Origin of the sequence: Halobacillus trueperi (assembly GCF_003386945.1) — a bacterium.
Classification (GTDB): Bacteria; Bacillota; Bacilli; order Bacillales; family Halobacillaceae; genus Halobacillus; species Halobacillus aidingensis.
The window spans coordinates 1-26,519 of sequence record NZ_QUAE01000012.1 but is presented as its reverse complement, the minus strand read 5'-3'; the positions used below and the strand labels follow the sequence as shown (position 1 = coordinate 26,519).

The 26,519-nt window shown below is 42.1% G+C and carries 21 protein-coding genes and 1 other annotated feature; of the genes, 5 read left to right on the top strand and 16 right to left on the bottom strand.

Annotated elements, in window-relative coordinates; translation table 11 throughout:
• Position 1 precedes the first annotated feature (1 nt).
• A complete protein-coding gene (locus DYE48_RS14040) occupies positions 2-1,885 on the bottom strand; it encodes a sensor domain-containing diguanylate cyclase (RefSeq protein ID WP_115824175.1) in 1,884 nt (627 codons plus the stop codon).
• 621 nt (positions 1,886-2,506) lie between these two features.
• Between DYE48_RS14040 and rpsD the strand changes: the two genes are divergently transcribed.
• Entirely contained in the window at positions 2,507-3,109 is a 603-nt protein-coding gene (gene rpsD, locus DYE48_RS14030; RefSeq protein ID WP_089650508.1) for a 30S ribosomal protein S4, read from the top strand.
• Between the two features lie 161 nt (positions 3,110-3,270).
• Here the strand turns inward: rpsD and tyrS are convergent, their stop codons facing one another.
• The gene (tyrS, locus tag DYE48_RS14025; RefSeq protein WP_115824173.1) at positions 3,271-4,539 is read right to left on the bottom strand and encodes a tyrosine--tRNA ligase; all 1,269 of its coding nucleotides are present in this window, start codon (positions 4,537-4,539) and stop codon (positions 3,271-3,273) included.
• Positions 4,540-4,629: 90 nt separating this feature from the next.
• Positions 4,630-4,837 (bottom strand) — a binding site (T-box leader).
• A gap of 120 nt (positions 4,838-4,957) precedes the next feature.
• Here tyrS and DYE48_RS14020 point away from each other — a divergent pair.
• From DYE48_RS14020 to DYE48_RS14005, 4 genes are all read left to right on the top strand, one after another.
• The gene (locus DYE48_RS14020; protein WP_115824172.1) at positions 4,958-8,119 is read left to right on the top strand and encodes a transglycosylase domain-containing protein; all 3,162 of its coding nucleotides are present in this window, start codon (positions 4,958-4,960) and stop codon (positions 8,117-8,119) included.
• A gap of 129 nt (positions 8,120-8,248) precedes the next feature.
• Positions 8,249-8,893 carry a GNAT family N-acetyltransferase gene (locus DYE48_RS14015; protein ID WP_115824171.1) on the top strand — a complete coding sequence of 215 codons (645 nt, stop codon included), beginning with the start codon at positions 8,249-8,251 and terminating at the stop codon, positions 8,891-8,893.
• 4 nt (positions 8,894-8,897) lie between these two features.
• Positions 8,898-9,545 (top strand): acetoin utilization AcuB family protein, encoded by a 648-nt coding sequence (locus DYE48_RS14010; RefSeq protein ID WP_115824170.1) that lies wholly within the window; start codon positions 8,898-8,900, stop codon positions 9,543-9,545.
• Complete coding sequence (locus DYE48_RS14005) at positions 9,542-10,714, top strand: acetoin utilization protein AcuC (RefSeq protein WP_115824169.1); 1,173 nt, start codon at positions 9,542-9,544, stop codon at positions 10,712-10,714. Before DYE48_RS14010 ends, DYE48_RS14005 begins: the two co-directional genes overlap by 4 nt.
• Positions 10,715-10,763: 49 nt before the next feature.
• Here the strand turns inward: DYE48_RS14005 and motS are convergent, their stop codons facing one another.
• The 14 genes from motS to DYE48_RS13935 all read right to left on the bottom strand — a co-directional run bounded on the left by motS (position 10,764) and on the right by DYE48_RS13935 (position 26,338).
• Positions 10,764-11,549, bottom strand: a complete 786-nt coding sequence (gene motS, locus DYE48_RS14000) for a flagellar motor protein MotS (protein WP_115824168.1) — start codon at positions 11,547-11,549, stop codon at positions 10,764-10,766.
• Positions 11,539-12,366, bottom strand: a complete 828-nt coding sequence (gene motP / locus DYE48_RS13995) for a flagellar motor protein MotP (RefSeq protein WP_115824167.1) — start codon at positions 12,364-12,366, stop codon at positions 11,539-11,541. The genes motS and motP overlap by 11 nt, the downstream gene beginning before the upstream one ends.
• Positions 12,367-12,417: 51 nt before the next feature.
• Entirely contained in the window at positions 12,418-13,416 is a 999-nt protein-coding gene (gene ccpA, locus DYE48_RS13990) for a catabolite control protein A (RefSeq protein WP_089650500.1), read from the bottom strand.
• A 296-nt stretch (positions 13,417-13,712) separates the two neighbouring features.
• Entirely contained in the window at positions 13,713-14,771 is a 1,059-nt protein-coding gene (locus DYE48_RS13985) for a bifunctional 3-deoxy-7-phosphoheptulonate synthase/chorismate mutase (RefSeq protein ID WP_089650499.1), read from the bottom strand.
• 205 nt (positions 14,772-14,976) lie between these two features.
• Positions 14,977-15,294: a bacillithiol system redox-active protein YtxJ gene (gene ytxJ, locus DYE48_RS13980; protein ID WP_115824166.1), complete on the bottom strand. Its 318-nt coding sequence runs from the start codon at positions 15,292-15,294 to the stop codon at positions 14,977-14,979.
• 61 nt (positions 15,295-15,355) lie between these two features.
• Entirely contained in the window at positions 15,356-15,778 is a 423-nt protein-coding gene (locus tag DYE48_RS13975; RefSeq protein WP_089650497.1) for a YtxH domain-containing protein, read from the bottom strand.
• Between the two features lie 14 nt (positions 15,779-15,792).
• Complete coding sequence (locus DYE48_RS13970) at positions 15,793-16,212, bottom strand: DUF948 domain-containing protein (RefSeq protein WP_089650496.1); 420 nt, start codon at positions 16,210-16,212, stop codon at positions 15,793-15,795.
• 538 nt (positions 16,213-16,750) lie between these two features.
• A complete protein-coding gene (murC, locus tag DYE48_RS13965) occupies positions 16,751-18,046 on the bottom strand; it encodes a UDP-N-acetylmuramate--L-alanine ligase (RefSeq protein ID WP_089650495.1) in 1,296 nt (431 codons plus the stop codon).
• A gap of 198 nt (positions 18,047-18,244) precedes the next feature.
• Positions 18,245-19,360, bottom strand: coding sequence for a nicotinate phosphoribosyltransferase (locus DYE48_RS13960; RefSeq protein WP_115824165.1), 1,116 nt, complete (start codon positions 19,358-19,360; stop codon positions 18,245-18,247).
• Between the two features lie 106 nt (positions 19,361-19,466).
• Entirely contained in the window at positions 19,467-22,514 is a 3,048-nt protein-coding gene (locus tag DYE48_RS13955; RefSeq protein WP_244199440.1) for a DNA translocase FtsK, read from the bottom strand.
• Positions 22,515-22,667: 153 nt separating this feature from the next.
• Positions 22,668-23,273 carry a YtpR family tRNA-binding protein gene (gene ytpR / locus DYE48_RS13950; protein ID WP_115824164.1) on the bottom strand — a complete coding sequence of 202 codons (606 nt, stop codon included), beginning with the start codon at positions 23,271-23,273 and terminating at the stop codon, positions 22,668-22,670.
• A 3-nt stretch (positions 23,274-23,276) separates the two neighbouring features.
• Positions 23,277-24,095: a DUF1444 domain-containing protein gene (locus tag DYE48_RS13945; protein WP_089650492.1), complete on the bottom strand. Its 819-nt coding sequence runs from the start codon at positions 24,093-24,095 to the stop codon at positions 23,277-23,279.
• A gap of 862 nt (positions 24,096-24,957) precedes the next feature.
• On the bottom strand, positions 24,958-25,275 hold the full coding sequence (locus DYE48_RS13940) for a thioredoxin family protein (RefSeq protein WP_115824163.1): 318 nt from the start codon (positions 25,273-25,275) through the stop codon (positions 24,958-24,960).
• A gap of 34 nt (positions 25,276-25,309) precedes the next feature.
• The gene (locus DYE48_RS13935; RefSeq protein ID WP_115824162.1) at positions 25,310-26,338 is read right to left on the bottom strand and encodes a PTS sugar transporter subunit IIC; all 1,029 of its coding nucleotides are present in this window, start codon (positions 26,336-26,338) and stop codon (positions 25,310-25,312) included.
• Between the last annotated feature and the right edge of the window lie 181 nt (positions 26,339-26,519).

Genomic DNA, 26,519 nt, shown 5'->3' with positions numbered 1-26,519 from the left:
TTTAGCTTCTCTCTTTAATAGGATGAGCCGTTACAATTCGGTTTCTTCCAGAACTTTTAGCTTTATATAAAGCTTGGTCCGCCTGTTGGACAATCTGCTTCCGGTTCGGCCTGAGCCATTCTGCCTTCCACGGAGCAATCCCACAGGAAACCGTTACACCAGGGGAAGTCGAAATCGCAATCTTTTCACGAATCATTTCCGTTAAATCATGGGCTTTTTCAGATGGAAGCATTGGAAGGTATACCGCGAGTTCTTCCCCTCCCCACCGTGCTGAAAGACCTTGATCCCCAATGACTGACTTGATGATATCAGCCACTTGGCAAATGACCTCGTCGCCTACCTGGTGGCCATAGGTGTCATTGATGTTTTTGAAATTATCAATATCAAATAGAATCAGACTACCCTTCTCATCATGCTTGACATGTTGTTCCACACAATGGTCCAAGTGAACCCTGGAATGAAGTTTTGTTAGATAATCAGTGATGACTGCCTTCTCCAACTCTTCTCTCAGGATTGAATTCGCAAATGCCAGCGTAGAATGGGCGACAAGCGATTGCAGAAGTTTGAAGGACTCAAACGTAAAATAATACGGCTCTTTATGGAGGACAATGGCAAGACCACTGATATGTTCGTGATCTTTCATTGGCACGGCCATCAAAGAGCGATATTGGGGTACATGTTCAATGGGTTTCCCCTCCAGATCACTTATGAAAAGCGGGCTATCTTGATGAGACACGGATTCTTTCACATAATGCACCAGCGTACTTGATTCGGATGAAGCAAAGTATTCTGTACTCCCCTCAAGAACGTGATGACTTAAAAGTTCTTCATACGTAACAAAACCAACTTCATCCGCATGAAAAGACTGTTGAATTTTATACGCCATATAACTAATCTTTTCAGTTAATCGCATGTTGGAGTTGAGTTTTTGTGAGGTGGAGTTAATTAATTGCAGATCACTGTTTAACTTTCTTGATTGCTGGTAAAGCTGGGCATTTTCAAGAGCTTTCCCAGCTGTGTTTGCTATGAAGATGAAAAATTCGACGTCTTTTTTAGGAAAATATAAGTAGCCCGGGGTCACAACCTTCAATACTCCATAGATGCCTTGTTTACCTTTAAGCGGAGCATATAAAATCGAGCACTTTTCTACTAGGTGATCTTCTATTTGTACTTCTCCTGTTATATAGGCCTGTGTACTTGCACTTGACTCAAGATCCATGTCGTAGGTGAGCTCGCGGACAGGGAGATCATTATCTTTCGTATAATCATTCGACAACAATAAAAAGTATTGAAAATCTGGATAGGTTTTTCTTAGGGTGTCTATAATTTCTTTTAACACTCCATCCGTATCAATAGAGGAATGGAAGTGAGAAGTCACTTTGTATAACAACTCGTACTTTTTCTCTTCCTCCATGGACGTGTAAAAACCCTCGACCTTTTTTATCCATTTCGTAACCTCTGAACTAATCGCCAGCAGCAACTCCTCCTCCATCTGTACAGCAGACACCCCCTTCAGAACTAGATATCCAAAGATCGTTTGGCCAGAATGTAGCGAGGTGACTCTTAAAGAAGAACCAACTGCTTTTGCATCGATGATCTGTTGCACACCTGATTGACTTGTCGTTTGGGTATATAAATCATCCAGAGAAAAGTGACTTCTTAATGATTCTTTCACAACCCCATCCTTTGAATGTATTTGAAAACGACCTTTCCACTCATCCAGCAAATAAATGGCACAAAAAGAAGCTTCGGAAAACTTTTTTATTTCATCAGTCAGGTTGACAACAAACTGTTCATACGTATAGGGTGATTCTGAAATAAAATATTGGAACAGACGGCTTTGTAGTTTTTCAATTCTCTTTTTTATGAGGGATTGGACAATCATTCGACTCACCTATCTTCCCTAACAAACGATTTGAGTATATTGTACCATTACTTTAATCACAAAAACGACCATGAATATGTAAAAAGATCTTTATAAACTGTTCACTATTATATCATCCTATTTCTCTCTGTTTAGAATCATCTATCTTTGAATTTTATCCTTAAGTCGTACCTTCTTTTGTGAGAAAAACGCTTCTTCAAAACAGAGAGGACCAATAGGGAGTAATAGTAAGTAACCTTACAAAGATATAAGATTAATGAAAATTATAGAACTGAAGATGATTCAGGGATCCCTTCCCTTCACTATCACCTAGAGTCCTTATTTCAAATATCGTGAAATATAATGATTACAGTGTTTTCATTATCATCTAACCAATTCGCATCATCATTTTTTATTTCGAGCCCCTTGACTTCCATCCCTAATAAGATTACAATATTCGTTGTGTAAAATAAATGGCAGCCTATGTGAACCACCATTGTCATCATTTTGTTCCTCTCCTTGAGGTGCATCGTGTAACTCTCTGCTGCTGGGGCGAAGGTGCATGAAAACATAATGAGCAATGATCGAAGGGACACACTGTTTTTATTTTATGCAAAATAAAATAAAAAGGAGGAAATTCCTATGGCACGTTATACAGGTCCAACCTGGAAAAAATCACGTCGTTATGGTATTTCTTTAAGCGGAACTGGTAAGGAGCTTGAAAAGCGCCCTTACGCTCCTGGACAACATGGTCCAAACCAACGTAAAAAACTATCCGAATTCGGTCTTCAACTACAAGAGAAGCAGAAGCTTCGTTTCATGTACGGTTTGACTGAGCGTCAATTCCGTCGCTTGTTTGAAGAAGCGGGTAACATGAAGGGGATCCACGGTGAAAACTTCATGATCCTGCTTGAATCCCGTTTGGATAACCTTGTTTACCGTCTAGGTCTAGCTCGTACGCGCAACCAAGCTCGTCAGCTAGTTACTCACGGTCACGTTACTGTAGATGGCGGTCGCGTTGATATCCCATCTTACCGTGTAGCTCCTGGTCAAGCGATCAGCCTTCGCGAAAAATCTCAAAAGCTTAACGTCGTAGAAGAAGCAATCGAAGTTAATAACTTCGTACCAGAATATCTTACTTTCGACGAAGACAAGCGTGAAGGAACGTACACTCGTTTCCCTGAGCGTTCTGAGCTTCCTTCTGAAATCAACGAAGCTCTTATCGTTGAATTCTACTCTCGTTAATCTCTGCTTTTGCAGAATTACGGAAAAAAACGCCTTTGGAATGTTACTCACATTTCAAAGGCGTTTTTATTATAATCAAGGCAGAAAATAAAATACCGGAAAAGCTGGTATTCTCACCAAAAACAAAGAGGCAGACCGAAGTGGTCTGCCTCTTACTTTTATTATTGGAACTTAACCAAGAAGTACTTTTTCTTCCCGCGACGGATAATGGTAAAGCGATCCTCGATGCGATCTTCCTCACCAATTGTATGTTTCAAATCTTGGTTACGTTCTCCGTTAATATAAACAGCACCATTTCCGATATCCTCACGTGCCTGACGCTTGGAAGAGGAAATGCCAGCATTTACAAGAAGGTCCAAGAGCTGCGGCTCTTTTTCTTCAGACTTGTAAGTCGGAACATCTTTGAAGCCTTGCTCAATTTCTGCACCTGATAATGACTTGATATCCCCGCTGAACAATGCAGCAGAAATGCGCTCCGCTTGTTTTAAAGCTTCCTCGTCATGCACCAGCTTTGTCATTTCTTCAGCTAGACGGCGTTGAGCAACTCGTTTTTCTGGTTGAGTTTCTACTTCGTTTTCCAGTTCTGAAATTTCTTCTAAGCTTAGGAACGTGAAATACTTCAAGAAGCGGATGACATCGCGGTCATCTGCATTGATCCAGAACTGATAGAATTCGTAAGGGGATGTTTTCTCAGGATCTAGCCAGATCGCTCCACCAGCTGTCTTCCCGAACTTCGATCCATCCGCTTTCGTAATTAATGGAACAGTCAAACCATAGGCTTCCACTTCTTCTTCACCTGCAGCAGATCGTCTCAACAATTCAAGCCCCGCTGTAATGTTCCCCCACTGATCGCTTCCTCCGATTTGAAGCGTGCAATTCTCTTTTTGATACAACTGTTGGAAGTCAAGAGACTGCAAGATCATGTAAGAGAATTCTGTATAGCTGATTCCCTGCTCAATACGGGACTCTACAGAATCTTTTGCCAACATATAGTTGATTCCAAAATGTTTTCCTGTATCTCGAAGGAAATCAATGATTGTCATTTGGGATAACCACTCATGGTTATTACGCGCAACCGCCGCATTTTCACCTTCATCAAAATTCAGGATCCTCGCCAATTGTTCTTTAATACTTTCACTGTACCCGTGAACCACCTCTGCACTGTTGAGTTGCCTTTCACTTGAGCGGCCACTCGGGTCCCCGATCATGCCTGTACCGCCACCAACAAGTGCTATAGGACGATGTCCTGCTTGTTGGAACCTTTTCAACATAAGCACTGGAAGCAGATGCCCAATATGAAGACTGTCCGCTGTCGGATCAAACCCACAGTAAAGCGTTACTTGTTCCGTTTCGAGGTGCTTTTTCAATCCTTCTTCATCTGTCATCTGATTGATCAAACCACGTTGTTGCAAATCCTTCAAAATATCCATTGGATCACTCCTCAATCTGTTATAAGTAGACTTGTGCTAAGGTCTTAGAGATGAATTTTCTGAAAACAAAAAAAGACCTCACCCCTTATAAAAAGGGACGAGGTCTCGCGGTACCACCCTTGTTGCACACACGTATGATGTGCCACTCCGATCGATAACGGCATTTCACCGTCTCCTGATTCATACCAGAAGAATGCTCCAGGTCGTAATTCAAAAACAACTGTGTACCGGCTCTCACCCACCGCCGGTTCTCTGAGACAGGGAATTGTTTTTTACTCCAGTCCTTCAACGCACATATATTCATCTACGTATATATTTATCACAACACAACCCAAAAAGCAATAAACCAGGGGTAGAATTATATCCTATATCCCCTGGGTGTGTTATAATATTGGTGGATTTTTTAGGAGGTATTATCATGTCTAATAAACCGGAAAACGGGCGGAAAAAGCTGGATATACGCTCTTTATGGCAGAGTGGCACCATCCAGAAAAATGGCCGGATCACCTATGATGTCGTTTGGAACGTCATCTTATTTTTTATCATCATCGGTGTGATCGGGTTATTTTTCGCAGGTGGTGTAGGCGCCGGCTATTTCGCTTCTCTTGTGAAAGATGAAGAGGTCAGAAGCGAAGAACAAATGAAAGAAACCATTTATAACTATTCAGAGACCTCGACCATGTTCTTCAAAGATGGGAAAACAGAGATTGGAGACGTCAGATCAGATCTCTATCGTGAGGAAGTCCAATTGGAGCAGGTCAGTGAAGACTTAAAAAATGCTGTAATTGCGACAGAGGATGAATACTTCGGGGAACACAAAGGTGTGGTTCCAAAAGCGGTCATGCGAGCCGTCGTTCAAGAAGTAACCAACTCCTCCGTAAAAACAGGTGGTAGTACATTGACCCAGCAGCTGGTCAAAAACCAAATCCTGACGAACGAAGTATCATTTGAACGTAAAGCCAAGGAAATGCTGCTGGCTTTGAGAATTGAACGATTCTTAGATAAAAATGAGATTTTGGAAGCCTACTTAAACATTGTACCTTTTGGCAGAAATGCGAATGGACAAAATGTGGCAGGCGTACAAACCGCCGCTCAAGGCCTTTTTGGTGTGGATGCCAAAGACTTAACATTAGCACAATCCGCTTTTATTGCAGGGTTACCTCAATCCCCGTTCGGATATACCCCTTTCTATAATGACGGATCTATTAAAGAACCAGAAAATTTAGAAGCGGGAATCGACCGCATGCACGAAGTTCTGGAACGTATGCTTGAGGCCGGGTACATAACCCAGGCAGAGTATGATGAGGCGATGAAGTTCCAGATCAATGAAGAAACATTAGCCGATCCAAAAGCTACTGTTCTCGGTACTTACCCCGCCATTAACCAGGAAGTACACAAAAGAGCAAAAGGCTTGATAAAAGATCACTTGATGAAGCAGAACGGCCATACAGAAAAAGATCTTGCAGAAGATGATGCCCTACGTGAGGAATATAACACGATGGCAGAGCGTGAACTTTCTTCAGGGGGATACCAGATTCATACAACACTAGACAAAGAAGTCTATGACGCCATGCAGAAAGTGAGAGATTCCTATACGGAAGGAAATTGGCCTTGGGGGCAAGAAACGGTCTTGAACAGCGATGGTCAGGAAGAAAAGGTTAAGTCTCCTCTGCAGCTGGGGAGTATGATTATTGAAAACTCGACTGGTAAAATCTACGGATTCATCGGGGGGTATGATTTTGAGGAAGAAAACCTCAACCATGCCACCCAAGCCCGCCGCTCAAACGGTAGTACAATGAAGCCGCTACTAGTATATGGACCGAGTTTTGATATGGGTGCAGCTCAACCTGGTTCTGTGATTGCAGATGTTCCTTACTACTATGATAGCGGGAAAGAAGTTCGTAACTTCTCGAGAAACCATAAGGGTTTTGTTTCTGCCCGTTATGCTCTTGCCCAATCTTATAACGTGCCTGCTGTAAAACAATACAAAAGTATTCAATCTCAAGAGCCTGTAGAAAACTATCTGGTAAAAATGGGAATGGAAGAGAACTTAGTTAAAGATGACTACACGAATGAGTCGATGGCACTTGGTGGACTTAGGTACGGAATTACTGTTGAAAATAACATAAATGCCTATGCTACATTCGGAAACAATGGTAAATTTGTGGATGCGTATATGATTGAAAAAATCGAAACGAAAGATGGAGAAGCCATCTATGAACATCAAGTGGAAGAAACAGAAGTGTACAGCCCTCAGGCCGCTTACTTAACCATTGATGTCATGCGTGATGTATTGGAATACGGAACAGGGTCAAGGGTCCGCGGTATGCTGTACAACCGAGGTGTTGACTGGGCCGGAAAAACCGGAACATCACAATCAACCCGAGACTCTTGGTTTGTAGCGACAAACCCTAATGTCACGGTCGGGATGTGGACAGGTTTCGCAGAAGGAAATATGCAGCACTTGAACTACAACCAGCGCACGCAGGGCTTATGGGCAGATGTTGTCAATGCTGTTTCTGAAATTCGACCAGAGTTGATGGTTCCAGAGAACGATTTCCAAAGCCCTGGCGGATTGGTAACACGTTCTTATTGTGCAACATCAGGTTTGCTGGCATCTGATCTCTGTTCTTCTGTCGGTCTTGCTAAGAGCGACCTATACGATGCCGATTATGCCCCAACGAAAGTAGATGACAGTTTGATCAACGGTGACTTTGTACGCGTCAAAGATCAACTAGTCGTAGCAGGTCCGAATACGCCTGGCGAATTTATTATCGATGGTGGCGGGGTTACACTCAGCCCTGAATTCTTAGAAGAAAATGGATACACAAGCTCTGAAGTACTAAGAGAACTTTTACCGAACTCAGGGGCATGGTCCAATGTGGCCCTTCCTTCCACACAAAGTATAGGATCAACAGCTTCTTCCATCGATAATGATGGACAGGCACCAGCGGCACCAGGTTCCGTAAGTGCCAGTGGATCAGCAATTTCTTGGACACCTTCATCCAGTAGTGATGTTGTAGGATACCGCGTCTATCGCGCTTCTACTCCAGGTGGATCCTTCACGTTTATTGGAAATACGACAGATAACTCCCTCGGCTTCTCAGGAGGAAGCGGGATTTATGCTGTAAGAGCCGTCGATTACTTCGGTCAATCTTCAGGATTATCCGGAACGACAACCGTAGGTAATCCTGGCGCACCAGAACCTTCGGATAATGATGACACCTCATCAAATAATTCTGGAGGAAGTTCCAATTCAGAGAATGGCTCTTCCAACAACGGATCATCCAATGATGGAAACGGAAACTCTAATGGTTCAAACGGAAATGATTCTGGAGAGAGTAACTCTGGTGAAGGAAATTCAGATGGTGGAGAATCAAATGGTGACGATGAAACTGGAGATAATGATTCTGGAGATAGTGGGTCCGGAGACGACGACTCCGGAGAAGATTCTGGCGGAGAAGGCTCCGGCGATGGCACTGGAGATGGTTCCGGTTCTGGAGAAGGTTCTGGATCTGGTGATGGTTCAGGAGGAAATGATTCTGAATCAGATGATGGATCAGACTCTCAGGAAAATTAAACAATGAATAAAAAATCCGATCGGCTTGCCGGTCGGATTTTTTATTCATCATGAAAAACAAGCATGGTTTCATGTATAATGGAGGAAATTAGTAAAATAATCTATTAATCTATGACAGGTGGTGGCTGAATGAATCATGAAAAGACCTATCATTACGAGGCATTTGACACAGAACATGGACCTGTCATCGTAGAAGGTCCATTACCCTCTGAAGATCTTGAGAAATACACATTCCATGAAGGTTTGACGGCCTTCCGTCCTCCAGAAAAACAATTCGAGGCCATTAAAGGGATTGCAGACTTTGAAGAAGGTCGCATTATTATCGCAAGGCACAATGAAGAAATCATTGGATATGTAACCTATCTGCATCCAGACCCTCTAGAACGATGGTCAGAAGGCAGTATGGAAGATCTCATAGAGCTTGGGGCTATTGAAGTCATTCCAAAGTTCCGTGGCTATCGGATCGGCTCACGTCTATTAAGAGTTTCCATGATGGATGAGTATATGGAAAACTATATCATCATTTCTACCGAATATTATTGGCACTGGGATCTCAAAGGAACGGGGCTGAATATTTGGGACTATCGAAAAGTCATGGAAAAAATGATGGCAGCGGGTGGACTCACTCCTTCTCCCACCGATGATCCAGAAATTATATCCCATCCTGCAAACTGCTTGATGGTGAAAATAGGACGCCATGTCTCCGATTCTTCTGTGGAACAATTTGATAAATTGAGGTTCTTAACAAGACATCAATACCGGACGAGGAGGTAGTTATATGTTAGTGGAAGAAATCATGAAAGAGAAAGTCATTACCCTTTCTCCTGAAGAAACCATTGAAAAAGCTCTGAAACTCCTTCACGAACATCACATTCGCCATATCCCAATCATCAATGAAGAAAATGAAGTCATTGGCATCGTCTCAGACCGTGATGTCAGAGATGCAAGCCCTTCAATCTTTGACAAAGAAACCCATCATGAAGAGCTGAAAAATCCAATTCGATCTGTCATGACCTCACCCGTGACAACGGTCCACCCACTGGATTTCGTAGAGGAAGTGGCATCGATCTTTTATGAGCAGGAAATTGCCTGTGTACCCGTGACTCGAGATGAAAAACTGGTCGGAATTATTACTGAAAAAGATATGTTGTACACGCTCATTCAACTGACGGGCACACACGTTCAAAGTTCACAGATTGAAGTGAAAGTGATCAACAAACCAGGAATTCTTCCGCAGGTCACTCAAGTGTTCGGTAAAAGAAAAGTGAATATCAGCTCTGTCCTCATCTATCCTTATAAACCTGATCCTAAATATAAAATCATTGTTGTGAGAATTCAAACAATGAATCCCTTGCCTACGATTGAGGACTTAAAATCTGAAGGTTACGAAGTTCTGTGGCCTCAAATGCCAGGGATTCCATCATGACGTGTCATGCTGGATTCGTGTATTCCGAAGAATTTACGACATACCGCTTTCGTGACGATCATCCTTTCAATCAAATGCGTGTGGTAATGACAAAAGAATTGTTAGAAGCTGCAGGTGCGTTATCTGAAAAGGACATCATTGCTCCACGATTGGCTACAGAAGAAGAATTGTCGCTGGCGCACAGTAAAAAGTATATCGAAGCTGTCAAAAAAGCAGGGCAAGGGTTATTGACAGAAGATGAAGGTATGGAGTACGGGATAGGTACCGAAGATACTCCGATTTTCAAAGGCATGCATAAAGCGTCTCAGTTGCTTGTCGGGAGTACGTTATCCGCAATAGATGCAGTGATGGATGGAAACGTGCAGCACGCATTGAACCTTGGCGGTGGCCTGCACCACGGTTTTGAACGTAAAGCGTCTGGATTTTGCATCTATAACGATGGAGCCGTTGGGATTAAATATATACGGGAAAAGTACAAGGCTAAAGTCCTGTATGTGGATACCGATGCGCACCATGGGGATGGTGTTCAGTGGGCATTTTATGATGACCCGGACGTATGCACTTTTTCCATTCATGAAACAGGGCGATACCTCTTCCCTGGCACTGGAAACGTGAATGAACGTGGTTTAAAAGAAGGCTACGGCTACTCATTCAATATACCGATCGATGCCTTTACAGAAGATGAATCTTTTTTAAGCGTTTATGAATCCGCTTTCAGAGAAATTGTCGATTTTTTCAAACCGGATGTCATTCTTACACAAAATGGTGCGGATGCCCACCATTTTGATCCTTTAACTCATTTATGCTCCACAATGAAAATTTACGAAGCCATTCCCAAATTAGCTCATGAACTCGCTCACGAATATTGTGAAGGGAAATGGATTGCTCTCGGAGGTGGCGGATATGACATCTGGAGAGTGGTCCCACGTGCGTGGGCACAAATTTGGAAAGTAATGAGCGATCAAACCCCTTTCCAAGGTTCCTTACCAGTGGAATGGGTTCAAAAATGGCAAAAGGAAGCGCCCGTGAACTTGATGGAAACATGGCATGATCCACCTGATGCTTTCAAGCCAATTCCACGCCGGGAAGAAATAACGGAAAAAAACAAAAAAGTGTTAGCCAAAGCCTTACAACTAATCCACAATCAAAAAAAATTCAATTCTATGTAATAATAAAGAAGCCACTACTGAGATACTCTTTTCAGTAGTGGCTTCTTTATTAAGTAGAGGAGCTTTTATAATCCGGATCAAGAATCACAATTTCGACTCTCCGGTTTTTACTCCAATTCTCTTCCGAATCATTCGGTGCTACCGGTCTTGTGTCCCCATAAGCGACGGCAGTAAAACGTTTGGGATCTAAGCCTTCCGTATTGGCAATGATATAGCGTATGACGCTGCTCGCTCTAGCACCAGATAACTCCCAATTTGAAGGATAACGATAGGTGTTGATCTGACGGTTATCGGTATGACCCTCCACTTTCACGAAATTAGGAATGTTCGTTAACAGTGTTCCGACTTTCGTCAAAAAAGGTTTCGCCCCATCCAGAATTTCAGCACGGCTCGTTTCAAACAGCAATTGTTCTTCTAATACCAGTACGACACCCCGCTCTGTTTGAGTGGCAGCAATGATGTCACTGAGTTCGTTTTCCTTTAAGTATTCATCAACTTCTTTTTTTAATTCTTCAAGGTCTTCCGTCTGCTCAGCCTCATTAGATGCCACATGATCCGGGTTTTGTGTGGGGTCTTCAAACTCATTATTTTTCTCCCCATTTTCTTGAATCTTCGTCTGTTCTGTAGGATAGTCGCTCTCAATAGCCGATGGATAAAAATCAAAAATCATCCGATTACGAAAGGACTCTGCTATGGCTTCAAATTTCACTAGGTTAATTTGAGACATGGAGAATAAAAGAATGAAAAACACGAGCACCAATGTGATCATATCCGCATATGTAGTCATCCATTTAGGTGCACCTTTCTTTTTGTCCTTTCTTCGCTTAAGATTCATTAGCCGTAGCTCCTAATGTATCTTCCTCTTGTTGTTCCTTTTCTTCTACTTTTTTATCACTTTCAGATAAAAATGCGCTCAGTTTCTCTTCTAAGATTTTAGGGTTCTGCCCAGACTGAACTCCAATGACACCTTCAATAATGATTTGTTTTATGAATATTTCTTCATAAGTTTTGTTTTCAAGCTTACCAGCCAAAGGGATAAAGACAAGGTTGGCAAGCAATGTACCGTAAAAAGTAGTGAGCAGTGCTACAGCCATTTGAGGGCCAAGAGTTGCAGGGTTGGATAAGCTTTGTAACATGAGAACAAGTCCGATTAGTGTCCCAATCATTCCCCAAGCAGGTGCATACTCCCCTGCTTTCTCAATGATTGCTCTGCCTCTTTGATGACGCTCCTCAACGGCCACGATTTCAGCTTTCATGATGTCGTTGATGACCTCTGGTTCAATGCCATCTACAGCAAGAAGAATTCCCTTCTTAATAAAAGGATCTTCCACTTCTTCCAGCTCTGTCTCAAGAGCAAGTAAACCTTCTCTCCTTGCTTTCTCAGATAAGCTCACGAACAAAGAAATCAATTCTCTTAAATTCATATCACTCGTTTTAAAAGCCTCTTTGGTCACACGGAACGTCAGCTTTACTTCACCCAAATTGAAGTTTACTAGAATCGCTGCTGCAAGCCCCCCAAGAACGATAAAGATCGAAGACACTTGAATAAACGACTTAAACCCTCCGAACCCGGCGTTTGCCATGATCCCAAACATGACCATGGCAAAACCAACCGTGATTCCGATGGGAGTCAATAAATCTTTTTTTGTCATTCCACTCTCTCCTCAGTTTCGAACAAGTACCTTATAGTACATATATCGGTACTATTTTTGCTGAGTTGAGTTTCTTTCGATAATTCTATGTGGCAAAATGACGTTCTGTTCTTCCACTTCTTCTTTATTCATGAATTTCGTAAGAAGACGCATGGCCACCGCACCAATATCATACATTGGTTGCACCACTGTAGAAAGCGTTGGACGTACCATCGTAGCTAGACGGGTGTTATCAAAGCCAAAGACCTCCATGTCCTCTGGAACACGAATGCCGCGGTCTTGTGCCCCGTGTATGACACCAAGAGCCATTTCATCGGAAGAAACGAAAATAGCAGTTGGCTGGTTGTCCATCTCCACGATCTGTTCTAAAGCTTCGAGCCCAGAATCATAAGAGTAATCGCCCGTAACCATCCATTTTTCCGGCTGGTCCTCGCCACTTTCCTTCATGGCACGTTTAAAGCCTTCTACTTTTTCAGTATTAATGACCGTATTTTCAGGTCCTGAAACAAAAGCGATTTGTTTGTTATTCTCAAGCAGCACCTTCGTTGCATCATAAGCAGCTTCTTCATAATTAATATTTACGGATGGAGTTTCTTTTGTCTCATCCACCGTTGCAGCCAGTGCAATCGGGACAGATGAAGTTTTGAATTCACGGATATGATCTTCAGTGATATCTCCGCCCATGAAGATCAGGCCATCCACTTGTTTTCCTAACATGGCATTGATTAAATGAAGTTCTTTATCTTTATTCTGATCCGAGTTACTCAGAATAATATTGTAATTGTACATGGTTGCGATATCTTCAATTCCGCGCGCGAGTTCAGCAAAGAAAATACTGGAGATATCAGGAATGATCACTCCGACGGTTGTCGTTTTCTTGCTTGCTAATCCACGAGCGACAGCGTTTGGTCGATACCCTAGTCTTTCTATGGCGTCATGTACTTTCTTCCGAGTCGCCGGTTTCACATTCGGGTTCCCATTTACAACCCTTGATACCGTCGCCATCGATACATTAGCCTCTCTTGCTACATCATATATTGTTACATTCATCATGCATCCTCCTTCGTCAAATCCAATCGTTCATTTTGTTCAATAGGATAATCATACGATAAATCGCTTACCCGCGCAATATTCGCAGCTTTTCTCTGTATTATTATACCCTAATTATTATAACGGATAGCCGTTTCGCTGCAAATGAATAAGATAAAGATAACCTCAAATCTTGAGATTTCCATCGATTAGTCACATGGGAGTCCGAAAACACAAAAAAGTTAGGCTAGCTGACCAGCCTAACTTTTTCTCTCAATTGCTCCATAACTTAGCGCCCATGACATGTAGGGCTTTATTTATTTTTTTAACTCTTCCATGAAAGCATGGAACGTAGGGATATCCATCTGTTGTGCTGAGTCGGACAGGGCTACTGCTGGATCTGGATGAACTTCTGCCATGACTCCATCTGCACCAATGGCTAGAGCGGCTTTGGCAGCAGGTAGTAATAGATCACGGCGCCCGGTAGAGTGTGTAACATCCACCATGACAGGCAAGTGAGTTTCTTGTTTTAAAATGGGTACAGCAGAGATATCAAGGGTGTTTCTCGTCGCTTTTTCATACGTTCGAATGCCACGTTCACAAAGGATGATATCCTGGTTCCCTCTTGAAATGATGTATTCCGCTGCATTGATGAACTCAGAAATTGTAGCAGACATTCCTCTTTTTAGTAGTACCGGCTTATTAACAGAACCTGCCGCTTTCAGAAGTTCAAAGTTTTGCATGTTACGTGCACCAATCTGAATGACATCCAAGTAATCCAGAGCTTCTTCAAGATCCGCAGGGTTTACGATTTCACTGACAACAGCCAAATCTTGTTCGTCTGCTGCCTGCTTGAGCATTTTCAAACCTTCGATACCCAACCCCTGGAAGTCGTAAGGCGACGTTCTCGGTTTAAATGCACCTCCACGCAATAGTTTAAGCCCTTCATCTTTCACAGCTTTTGCAACCGTTGATACTTGTTCATAACTTTCTACGGAACAAGGACCCATGATGAACGAAGGAGCTCCATTGCCGACCTTTTCTCCTTTGATTTCTACAACGGTGTCTTCAGGTTTCTTCTTCCGTGATACAAGCAGGGCTTTCCTGTGATCATCTTCTTGCAGCTCCAGGGCTGCTTTGAAAATTTCTTTGAATAAGTGAACGATTGTTGAATCCTCGAAAGGACCCTTATTATGTTGAGATAATTGATTGAGCATTGCTCTTTCCCTCACAGGATCAAAGCGGTTCATCCCTTGCTGCTCTTTGATTTGACCAATTTCCTTTACCAGATCACCGCGTTTATTGATTAAATTCAGAAGCTGTAAATTAACCTCATCTAATTGGCTACGTAACTGGTCAAGATTTTGATTACTCATTATGTTCGTCCCCCTACCAAGAATTTTGTGTGATGAAATGGATGAATACTTTAAATAATTAGGGACAATTATAGCTAATATTTCGACAGTTGTCACCCCTAGAAAAGGTTTTCATGAAATTCTTTCACAAAAGTTTACCAAACCTTCATCCAACATATTGTCCTAAACAAAAAAAGGCCTGCTTTTTTTACAGGCCTTGACGAAGTTAAACTTCCAATAATCTTTCTTTAGTAATGGCCGAATGACTGTCATGCCAAACAGCTTCTCCTTCTTGAAACTGAATGACCTGAGGAGACTCATGACGAATTCCTGTGAATTCAGCAATATGGCTGGATAACTCTCTTGATTCCTGTACATAAAGGATGAAGCACGGAACCGATGTTTCTTCAGCAAAACGCTCAAACTGCTGATGAGCAGCTGCACTGATTGGGCAAGTTAAACTATGCTTCAATAAGAAAAACTCTTTATATGCTTCTACGATGTTGATAAATTCCTCTTTATTTTTAATTACTTCTTGTTTCACGTTTATTCCTCCTCAACAGAAAAGATGGAGGTTGAATGTTCAACCTCCATCTCACTTTTCATTATAAATTAGATGATGTCGTGGAATCTTGTTGTTTTTCAAGCTCTTGTGCAGCTTCTTCAATGGCTTCTGCCACTTCTTGAGCTGCTTTTTCAGCTTCATCTTCTTCATTCGAACGGAAGTTCTTCACTTTATCTTTCACAGCTCCACTGAACTGCTGGGATTTTTCTGTTACGTTTTTAGAAAGTTGAGAAGAAGACTCTACAGCTTTATCTTTCCATACGCCACTTTTTTCATAAGCGACGTCTTTCCATTCACCAGCACGCTCTTTCCATTCACTGGAATTGCTATTGATATTTTCTCTAAGTTCACGACCAGACTTTGGTGCAAACAGTAGGGCTACGGCAGCTCCTACGAGTCCACCAATTAAGGAACCTAGTACGAAATCTCTTCCATTACCATTTTGTTGATTTTGTTGACTCATAACCGAATTCCTCCTTAAGATTTAGTCTCTTCTTTCTTTGCTTTTTTCCACAAATTGATGGCCACTTGACCCCATTTCATGGCTTGAGCTGCTGTATCCGTGTTTTCATGGGCTGACTGGGTTAACCCTTTGGATACAGATCGAATGGACTGGTTGAACTCTTGAACTGTGTCACCAATTCCCTTGACTCCGTCAACTAAAGTATTTAACTTTTGTGACTTTTCTCCTACATCTTCAGCCAATTTATTGGTTTTATTCAAGAGCTCGGTTGTCTCTAAGGTGATTCCTTCCATTTGCTTTTCCACACCTTCAAGTGTGTCAGCAACATTGTTCATTGTACGGCGCACGGCCGTCAGCGTTCTCGCCAAAAATATGACAAGAACAGCAAAAGCCACTGCTGCAATTAATGCAGCAATGTACAGAATAATAATCATTCCCCCTGCACACTCCTTCTTATGTAATCAACACAGTTTAGTTTATACCCTAAATGGGCATTTCTAAACGTGGTGGCTACTATAAATGGACTTATTCGCTATCCTATCCCCAAATTCCTTCACCATTCGGATATTTTGTTCGAAAAAGTTCCCTTTTACTTTTATCCTACAATTAAAATTACATTCCACCGAACACTTACAATACTGGCAGACTCATTTTCGTCCAAAGGCTTACCATGACAAACAGCTGATTATAGAATGCTTACTCTTATAAATCATCGAGGAAAAAAAATATCCCTTTGAGTACAGGGTTCGTTTTTTCTCTCCATCAAATGGGGGTGGTTGGGAAGCTGCGAGACTTACGCTGAATGGATGGGCTGGGATAAGCCCATGGAACGAAGCTCGAAAAGGCTTGAGGTCATATGGGAGCAGACCCTAGTTATTCCGAAATCAAGTCATCCACAATCCTACCATTCACTTTAAAAAGGCTCATTGAAAAAGAAAAAACATGCGGCTTTTTTTAAGCCGCATGGTAGTTTTAGTCGTTCTGCTTTTCATAAGCCTCTTGGAACTTTTGAATATCTCCTGCTCCCATAAACAATAGAACACCATTTTCATGTGCTGAGAGTTGTTCGACTTCCTCTAATTGTAAAACGCGGGATTCTGGTATCAATTCCTGCAAATGATTGATGGTCAACTTCCCTTCATTTTCTCTTGCAGAGCCGAAGATATCACAAAGATAAACTTCATCCGCTTCGTTCAGACTTTCTGCAAATTCATTAAGGAACGTTTTCGTTCTAGTGAACGTATGAGGCTGAAAAATCGCGACAACGGGTCGATCCTTATACTTTTTACGAGCCGTTTCAATCGTGGCGGTAATTTCGATTGGATGGTGGGCATAGTCGTCGACTAATATCTGGTCATGCCACTGTTTTTCTGTAAACCGCCGTTTGACACCCTTAAATGTAGCAAGCTTTTTTATTTCCTCTGGTTGCATGTTTTCATAGTGACATAATGCTATGACACTTAACGCATTCAATACGGTGTGATTGCCATACTGTGGAATGGTAAAGGTATCATAATAATTGTTTCTGACGAAAACATCGAATGAAGTTCCTTCTGATGTTTCGGTTATGTTCTGAGCTTGGAAATCATTTGTATCTGCCAGTCCATAATACAGAACCGGTACATTTGCTTGAATATGTTGGAGATGCTCATCATCCCCGCAAGCAATGATCCCTTTTTTCACTTGTTTCGCCATTTCCTGAAAGGCCTGGAATACATCATCAATACTACTGAAATAATCAGGGTGGTCGAAATCAATATTCGTCATGATGGCGTAATCCGGTTCATACGAAAGGAAGTGACGTCGATATTCGCACGCCTCAAAAGCAAAGTATTGACTATTTTCATGACCCTTACCTGTACCGTCTCCAATAAGATAAGAAGTTGGGTAGTTCTCAGATAAGACATGGGCCAATAATCCTGTCGTAGAGGTCTTACCATGAGCGCCAGTCACTGCAATACTTGTATAGTTTTGCAGCCACTCCCCTAAAAATTCATGATAACGATAAAACGGTAATCCCTGTTTTTTTGCTTCTTGAATTTCCTCATGATCATCGCTAAAAGCATTTCCAGCAATGATCGTCAATCCTTCTTGAATGTTTTCCTTTGAGAAAGGCAAAATTTCTATATTCTTAGATTCTAAAACTTCTTGAGTAAAAAAACGTTTTTCAACATCTGATCCTTGAACTTTCTCACCAGAATCATGAAGAATCTGGGCAAGCGAACTCATTCCTGTTCCTTTGATACCAATGAAATGGTAAGTTGTCATAAACAAGAACCTCCAAAATAAAGTGGGTCACTTTAAGTATAGTATATGTAATATTCATGGATATGCGATTTAAAGTTGCACTCTTAAAAAACTACGCATCTGCATTTCCTAATCATATCACGGAATGGACTGCAGAAAAAGTAAATATGACCCAATCAAAAGGCACAAACAACCGATGTCCGTGCCTTTCTCAAGCGATCATTCCTCTGCTCCAGTATATTCAACATATTCCAAGCGTGGATTATGTTTGTACCTTCTACCTTCTTTCGCTTCAGGTTCACCATCGATTAATACATTATCCCCTGTAAAACCGATTCCTATTTTCAATAAACTACCACCGACACCATACATATCTACAGGTACTTTCTTTTCTTCAAACGCACGAATTCGTTCCTTCGTGAATCCGCCGCTGACTACAATTTTCACATGCTTGAATCCTTCCTGATCCAAGGCACGTCTGAGGGCAAAAATTAACTCAGGGTTCACTCCCCTCGGATCAAAAGTACCCATGAGATGCTGATTTCTTAAAAAGTATTTATCCACCAAGTTACGTGAAGTATCTAGACGAACACCTTTCAATTCATCACCAAATTCTCGAGCTACCTTTAAGGAATCAGTAATGACATCATTGTTGTAATCAACCAGAGCCATCAGCTGGTCATCTGGAAATTGTTGATGATAGGCTTTCGTTGCGGCTACAACATCCCCTTTGAACATCTGGATCAGTGCATGAGGCATTGTTCCCATGCCCTCTTTCCCCCACCACTCATTCATCGCGTGTGTCGCTTGTGCCGTGGACCCACCGATAAAAGCAGAATATCCATCGCCGGATTGCTGTGTGAAATGATCATCCCGGTCGCCCATAAAAATGATTGGCTTCTGCTTGCCGGATGAACGAGCTGCTTTGACGACATTATATACATTGGTAGCGACAGAGGTTCTTCTCGCTAATATCCCGTCAATGATTCCTTCTAAAAACCCAAAATACTGATAAGGACCAGTCACTGTAAGAACTGTTTCATAAGGACTGATTTTATCTCCGTCTTTCAGAGAATGGATCTCTAGCTCTCCCGGGTGCTCGGCGAACGTATGGATCAATGCGATGACTTCATCGGTTCCACACAATACCGCATGATCCTTTTGAAAGAATTGCATCGTTACTTTATTATCAGGTAAATGATTTTCTACAATATCTCTTGTCTTTAAAAAGTAGACAGCAGAAAACCAGCCTTCTGCTACACGTTCATCAAACTTAAACGTTTTATTTGTTAATCGGCTGATTTCTCCATTTAACTTCAGTGCTATTTCCTTCATGGCTTAACTCCTTAAACATAGAGGTCATGATCACTCTCGTTTTCATTCATTGTTAATCATATAAAATTGAGAAGTTTTGCACAAGGTTTTTGCCGAAATGATGAATTTACTCCATCAATTCTTCGATTTGCTGCCTCGTTAATAAAATGTCTCTCGGCTTGCTTCCTTTTTGTTCAGAAATAATCCCATATGCTTCCATCTGATCGATTAATCTGGCAGCACGATTATACCCTACTTTGAAACGGCGTTGAATGAGTGAAGCACTCGCACCATTCTGCTGGACCACAAAATCTACAGCTTCGTCAAATATCTCATCCGTTTCTTCTTCTGTTGAAACCTGCTTCATCAATTCTTCCTGGTGAAAAAGGTATTGAGGTGGAGCGATCTTTTTAACATGGTGAGTCACTCTTTCAATCTCATCATCAGAGACGAAAGCTCCCTGAATACGGACAGGCTGACCTGAACCATTCTCAACAAACAACATATCCCCTCTCCCAAGAAGTTTTTCCGCTCCACCTGAATCAATGATGGTTCTAGAATCCACTTGTGATGACACACTAAAAGCGATTCTTGTCGGTATATTCGCTTTGATCAATCCGGTGATGACGTCCACAGATGGACGCTGGGTTGCTAACAGCAAGTGAATCCCACATGCCCTTGCTTTTTGTGCAATGCGGCAAATGGCATCTTCGACATCCTGTGGTGAAACCATCATTAAATCGGCGAGTTCATCAATGACAATGACTAAATAAGGAAGTTTTTCAGAGTCTCTCTGTTGCTTCTTCATTTTTTCATTATATCGCTCAACATCACGAACGCCTTCTTCTACGAATTTCTCATACCGTTCTTCCATTTCTTTTACAGCCCACTTCAATGCTGTTGTGGCAGCTTTGACGTCTGTAATGACCGGAGACACAAGGTGTGGGAGGTCATTATAGGGTGCAAGTTCAACCATTTTTGGATCGATAAGCAAAAACTTCACATCTTCATGGTGTGCTTTATACAAAAGACTGATCAAGATGGTGTTGATGCATACACTCTTTCCTGATCCCGTCGCACCCGCAATCAATCCATGAGGCATTTTTTTCAGATTCGTTACAATGGAATCTCCACCAATATCCAAACCTAAACCAACAGTCAAAGGAGAATTGTCATTTTGGAAGGCATCGGATTCAAATATCTCCTGCAGTCCGACCATCATGGATTGTTTGTTAGGAATTTCGATACCCACGGCTTGTTTTCCAGGGATCGGTGCCTCAATTCTTATATCTCTGGCAGCCATACTAAGTTTGATATCATCCGACAGGTTTGTGATTTTACTCACCTTGACTCCTGGTTCCGGCTGCACTTCAAATCTTGTGACTGTCGGCCCCTTCATTGCATTTACAACTTTAGCACGCACATGGAAGTGTCGAAGAGTCGTTTCAAGAAGCTCCATCTGTTCTGTTATCCAACTATCATCAAGTGATGTCGGACGTACCGGGTCTTCAAGCAAGTGTAGAGGCGTATGATACTCGACTCTCTTGCTTTTTTCTTCTTCCACATCCCTGGCTGCAGGCTCATCTTTTTTTGGTTCAGTCTTCTCATGATGGATGTTTGGTTTTTTCTCGTGATCGCGGTTTCTTTTGTCCCGTGGCGTCATAAGGACATTAAAAGGCACACGACGCTTTTGTCCATCTTTCTTTTTCGAAGGCTCATGCGAATTCGAAAATGTTTTATTTTCCGTTTCATTCTGTAATTGAGGCTGTTCTTCCCTATTAGTTTTTTCCACTTCCGCTTGTTGATACATTTCCGTTTTTTCTTCGGAAGGTTCAGTTGAGGTCGAGTGATCGACTCCATCCTCAACAGGTTGTTCTTTAGCCATCTCGGATTCGGATTGCTCCGTTTTCCCTTTGGCAATCATCTCATCTTCTCTATTAGAGGGGAAGGGTTCTTCTTGATGGCGAGCTAGCACTTCATCATGGTTCACATGCTCGCTTTCTATATCCGTTTGTTCATCGTTCTCCTGCGTCTCCGTCACTTCAGGCTCTGGATCATCCAGCTCTCCATCTTCCATACCATCCATGGTCAAGAGGGATTCTTCTTTCTCTTCCATCATGGACAAAGTTGATTCTTTGTCTTGATTGAATTTTGGGAGTTCCATATGTTTTTCTTCATTTTCTGTCACTGAACTTGTCTGCATTTCATTCGTTTCTTCTTCACCATCAGAAGCTTCCGATCTCGTATCCTCTTCTTTATCTTCGCTCGCTTCTTCCGTTTCTAATGAGTCTTCTTCTCCTCTTTTAATCGCCTCTTGCAGAGATTCTGAAAGGTTCTTTTGTCCATCCTTTTCTACTTCAACCTCTTGGTATTCTTCATCCTTTATTTTTTCTAGAGTTTTATCCTGGTTGTCCGTTTCACCAAAACTTTCATTTTCCAGAGGTGAATTTTCATCTAGCTGGTCGTCTTCTGCTTGCCCCAGCTCATCATCAGCGAATGTAAGGCCCCGATAATCTTTTGATAAATTCGGTCTAATGTTTTCTGTGTAATCACTTCTGCGCTCTTCCTCTGTCTCCTCAGATAAGGTGGTTTCCGTAGTAGCCGCCTCTTCACGGTCAAGAATTTTCGGTAGCTCGGAAGCAGGTTTTGGCCTGGAGTTTTCTTCATCAACACGCGCTCTCATCCGTTTCCGTAGTTCCTGCCATTGTTTTTCATCATTGGAATCAGTGAAAAATTCCGGCTGTGATTGTTGTTCTTCTACGGCATACTCTAACCTTTCCAATCCTTTTGTGAGTTGTCGTGCTTGGTAGCCGTATATAGGAGATGGAACATCGGTCGGTGTAAAAGGAATCGATGAAGTTTCCGGCAACTCCTCAGGAGCCTTTTCTTCCTTCCTAGGCCTTTTCTTTCTTTGAGACATACCCTCCACAGGTTCTTGTTTTTCAACGGGCTTTTTGCGTCGAGGACGTTGATAACTTTCATTTTCATTTTGAGCTTTTCCTGGTGCATCTGGAATGACAGGAAAACGAAACTCTCCTTGTTTCGGATAGCGGTAAGTCATTTTTGTTTTAGCGTTTACGTCATTTCTTTCTTCTATATTATGTAGCGTCTCCTGGTCATTTTTTTCTTCTGTATCGAGCAATTTTTTCATCTTATTTCTTAAGTCTTTCCACATTACGTTCACTCTCTTTTCAATTTTAAAATCACTTATAGGATTATCCCTATTTTAACAGGTTTGAGGCATTGGTTGGTTTACAATACCTTTAAAAATGACTTTTGAATCAAAAAAAGCAAAGCAGCTGGGCTACTTTGCTTATCTCTATCCTGATTAAACTTCAAAAGGCTGCCCAATAACAGCATCTTCGTCAAGAACTAAGATTCCTTTTTCTTTTGGTGCATCTGGTAGATTCAACTCTTTTGCGGAACAAATCATGCCTGATGAAGGAACGCCTCTCAACTCTGCATCTTTGATCTTCATCCCACTAGGCATAACCGCCCCTACTTTAGCAACAACGACTTTCTGCCCTTGATCGATGTTCGGAGCACCACAGACAATCTGCAACGTATCCTCTCCGACATCCACTTGGCAGACACTTAATTTGTCAGCATTCTCATGTCCCGCTTTTTCTTTTACGTAGCCAACGACGAATTTAGGACTTAAATCGAAGTCGAGAACATCGTCGAGCTGATTTTTTGTAAAAAGATCTTTGATTGGGGATAGCATCTCTTCGGTTAAACGCATTTTCCCTTGGCCATCGAGGTTGAAATACTTAGAAGCATTGAAAATATTGTAACCGAGCAAAGAACCGTCCTTGCTATCCGTTATTTTCACTACATCTCCGTAAGCTTCTTCTTTAAAAGAATCGCGGTCTCCTTCTTTGATTGGAATAATCAGGACATCTCCAATTCCTTGCTTGTTGTAAAATACATCCATGTTCTACTCTTCCTTTCGATCCTTATTCGGTTTCTTCTGAGCAAGAATGAAAATCGGTTCCAGCTGCTTATCCTCATATAAAAACGATAAGGAGGTAACAGGCACCGTTCCTTCTGCAAAGAATTTCATAGCCATCTGAGCTAATATATCATATCCTTCTGAATTTTGGACATCTGCAAAAATAATGACATCCTGGTGAGGAATGCTGATGGCAAGCTCTCCTTTACACTCGGCTTTGAGCTTTTCAAGAAGGGCTTCATTTAGGATACGGCTAGCATCATAGCCGTCTCTTGCCGAATGGAAATAAAAGTCATTTCCATATACGCTGTCTTTTTTCATCTCAACAGGAAGAGAACGCACATTAAAGCCAGCCACTTCCTTGATCCTGTCTAGAGACCAACCCTCGTCTTCTAACATTTTCTCATCAATTAATTGATAAGATTTGCCTAAATCCAGAGCATAATATATACGTGTTTCTGCCGTATGGTCGACATAAATCAACTTTTTCCCCTGCTCGGTTTCTGTCGGAAAAGAACCGGCTCGTATGACAGGGAAAATGTGCTGTTCTTTCCCTGTCAGCTTATGATCTTCATTCATAACCCGAAGAGCTTCTTTCACATGGTCTTCAAGCTCATCAATGGCTTCTTCCCCGCGTGCTTCATACTTTGAAATCACATTTGGCAATGTAATAGTAATTCCTTTTCCAGTGTTGTTCCACTCGACACGGAAAGTATCTTTATCTCTATTGAATGTCGTTTTCCATTGGTCATTCGCTAGACGTTCTTCTAGTTTTTTCTTCATCTTAATACTTGTCATCTTCATCTTTTTTCCTCCTTTATTATGGGAAGAAAGAATTTGTTCTCTATTTTCGTTTCTTCAAACTACATCGTTTTCTATTATACACATTTCCCCCTACATAACAAAAGCACAACGCTATTCAACGATATGGCAGGATGGTTGAGGACTTGATTTCGAGACTTTTGTTGAGTGAATTGGGGCTGCGGGGAATGACTCTCTTTCCGCGGGAGCGCGGTGAGCCTCCGCGGACTGCGTCCTGCGGGGTCTCACCATGCACTTTTTTCCCTCTTCGATATCCGGTTCCGGCGCCTAGCGGCTAGTGAGACTTCCCTCGCTTCTGTACAATAAGTCAACATCGAATCGCTACGCTCTTCGTGTTTCCTTTATCTCCGCCAGCTCAGTCCAGTCCATACGCCGCTGATCGAGGCGCCTGCACACTTAAGGTAGGAGTCTCGCCATTCCCCTCCGCCCCTTTGCCATGGAAGATTCTCGAAACCACTTCTAGAAAATCAGCTTGTATGATTGAGGGAAGTGGATAATATAAACATCTCCACAGCGGGCATTCACAATGTAAAAGCTTGATACAGAGCGCTTTATGCCTGCTCAGGAGGGAAGAGTGGGAGACTTCTCCCTTACATGAATGGGGTGGTTTGGAAGCTGCAAGACTCCGTGGAAGAAGGAGAAAGGCGAGATCCCATAGGGCTTTAGCCCGAGAAGCTCGCCACTCCCCCACAGGAAAGCGAGTAGCTTCCCAACCACCCCTGACTCCAAATACGGCAAAGGAACCTCGGTTATCTCGAAGCTGATTCTTCCACAATCGGGAGCTTTAGTGATGAAATTAGACTGAATAAAAAGAAACAGGCCGTGCTTTGGCACGGCCTGTTTTTTACTGGTCAAGTTTGTTTATGAAGTCTTCAATCTGTTCTTTTGTTTTTCGGTCCTTACTGACAAAGCGGCCAACTTCTTCGCCATCTTTGAATGCGAGGAAACTCGGAATGCCGAACACATCGTTTTCTGCGCAGATATGAATGAATTGATCGCGATCAACATATACGAATTTCCAGGCTGCGTACTTTTCCTCCAACTCTGGAAGGAATGGTTCAATCACTCTGCAATCTGGACACCAATCTGCAGAAAATAAGAAAATAACAGGTTCATTATTTTGAAGTTCTTTCATTTGTTGATCTGATTCTAATGTAATCATTTCAGGTCACCTCCAACGTTATTCTAGCACACCATTAATCGTATTGAATAATCATATCCCCTGGTTGGATCCACCCTTTCTTGCGGAACCAATAAGCCACAAGATAACTAATCAGGGCGGGGCCAATAAAATGAAAACTGATGATGATCCAGAAGATTTCCCAAGAAAAACCCATGGACTCAAACGTCATAATTTGACCGACAAATCCGCTTGTCCCCATTCCTGAACCAGCTGCATTGTTTTCTACACTTAACCAAACGGTTGCGATAGGGGCCAAAACAGCTCCTGCTATGGTTGGAGGAAGAATGATAAGCGGTTTTTTGACTACGTTTGCAATTTGAAGCATGGATGTTCCGACTCCTTGAGCGAGCGCACCACCAAATCCGTTATCTCTGTAACTGATGGTGGCAAAACCGATCATCTGTGCTGCACAGCCTACAGTGGCTGCTCCGGCTGCCACGCCATCTAAGGAGAGCATCAAAGCAATAGCAAGGCTGGATATAGGTGCTGTCAAAGCAATTCCCATTAAAACAGCCACAAGTGCTCCCATGATGATCGGCTGTTGTTGTGTAGCCCAGTTAATAATGCCCCCTACTCCTGCCATAAAGCGTCCAATAGGCGCCCCGATAGCTGCCGCCACACAATAACCCACAATAATAGTGATAAAGGGAGTCAGTATGATATCTATTTTGGTTTCTTTACTGACGATTTTTCCGAATTCCGTGGCTAATAAGGCTGCTATATAACTTCCTGCAGGGCCACCTAGCTCTGCGCCGGAGGCTCCACTGAATAAAGCTGCAAAAATTACAAGTGGAGGCGCTTTAAGACCATAAGCAATCGCAGCTCCAATAGCTCCACCCCATATTTTCGTGTCCATTGCAAAAGTACCCATCTCGATGAATGATTCAGAAAGAACGATTATATCTGTCTGCTCGCCAATCGTTTTAATAATTAATCCAATAATTAGTGAAGAAAAAAGCCCCAATGCCATGTAGCTTAACGCTGTGACAAAATAAGCCTGAAAGGACAATTGGACGCCTTTTCTTTTTAAAAAAGTAAGCATTGCTTAACCTCCTGAACTGACCAAAACTATCATACACCCAATTCAAACAGGTGTAAATACACTTCCGTGAAGTCGATATAAGTCAAAAGACTCCCGTCATTGCGTGTTCCCCTATTGTTTTACTAGATAAAAAGATCTATAATTAATCAGTATATAGAGAAATTTGTGAATATTTAAAAGG

Excerpts from the sequence above, each read along its gene's own strand:
- DYE48_RS13960 (WP_115824165.1), bottom strand. The coding sequence starts at position 19,360 with ATGAAGGAAATAGCACTGAAGTTAAATGGAGAAATCAGCCGATTAACA.
- murC (WP_089650495.1), bottom strand. The coding sequence starts at position 18,046 with ATGACAACTTACCATTTCATTGGTATCAAAGGAACAGGAATGAGTTCG.
- ccpA (WP_089650500.1), bottom strand. The coding sequence starts at position 13,416 with ATGAATGTAACAATATATGATGTAGCAAGAGAGGCTAATGTATCGATG.
- DYE48_RS14020 (WP_115824172.1), top strand. The coding sequence starts at position 4,958 with ATGTCTAATAAACCGGAAAACGGGCGGAAAAAGCTGGATATACGCTCT.
- DYE48_RS13940 (WP_115824163.1), bottom strand. The coding sequence starts at position 25,275 with ATGATTACATTAGAATCAGATCAACAAATGAAAGAACTTCAAAATAAT.
- rpsD (WP_089650508.1), top strand. The coding sequence starts at position 2,507 with ATGGCACGTTATACAGGTCCAACCTGGAAAAAATCACGTCGTTATGGT.
- ytpR (WP_115824164.1), bottom strand. The coding sequence starts at position 23,273 with ATGGATGTATTTTACAACAAGCAAGGAATTGGAGATGTCCTGATTATT.
- DYE48_RS13935 (WP_115824162.1), bottom strand. The coding sequence starts at position 26,338 with ATGCTTACTTTTTTAAAAAGAAAAGGCGTCCAATTGTCCTTTCAGGCT.
- DYE48_RS13945 (WP_089650492.1), bottom strand. The coding sequence starts at position 24,095 with ATGAAGATGACAAGTATTAAGATGAAGAAAAAACTAGAAGAACGTCTA.
- DYE48_RS13975 (WP_089650497.1), bottom strand. The coding sequence starts at position 15,778 with ATGAGTCAACAAAATCAACAAAATGGTAATGGAAGAGATTTCGTACTA.
- DYE48_RS13985 (WP_089650499.1), bottom strand. The coding sequence starts at position 14,771 with ATGAGTAATCAAAATCTTGACCAGTTACGTAGCCAATTAGATGAGGTT.
- DYE48_RS14010 (WP_115824170.1), top strand. The coding sequence starts at position 8,898 with ATGTTAGTGGAAGAAATCATGAAAGAGAAAGTCATTACCCTTTCTCCT.
- motP (WP_115824167.1), bottom strand. The coding sequence starts at position 12,366 with ATGACAAAAAAAGATTTATTGACTCCCATCGGAATCACGGTTGGTTTT.
- DYE48_RS14005 (WP_115824169.1), top strand. The coding sequence starts at position 9,542 with ATGACGTGTCATGCTGGATTCGTGTATTCCGAAGAATTTACGACATAC.
- DYE48_RS13970 (WP_089650496.1), bottom strand. The coding sequence starts at position 16,212 with ATGATTATTATTCTGTACATTGCTGCATTAATTGCAGCAGTGGCTTTT.
- DYE48_RS13955 (WP_244199440.1), bottom strand. The coding sequence starts at position 22,514 with ATGTGGAAAGACTTAAGAAATAAGATGAAAAAATTGCTCGATACAGAA.
- DYE48_RS14015 (WP_115824171.1), top strand. The coding sequence starts at position 8,249 with ATGAATCATGAAAAGACCTATCATTACGAGGCATTTGACACAGAACAT.
- DYE48_RS14040 (WP_115824175.1), bottom strand. The coding sequence starts at position 1,885 with ATGATTGTCCAATCCCTCATAAAAAAGAGAATTGAAAAACTACAAAGC.
- tyrS (WP_115824173.1), bottom strand. The coding sequence starts at position 4,539 with ATGGATATTTTGAAGGATTTGCAACAACGTGGTTTGATCAATCAGATG.
- motS (WP_115824168.1), bottom strand. The coding sequence starts at position 11,549 with ATGAATCTTAAGCGAAGAAAGGACAAAAAGAAAGGTGCACCTAAATGG.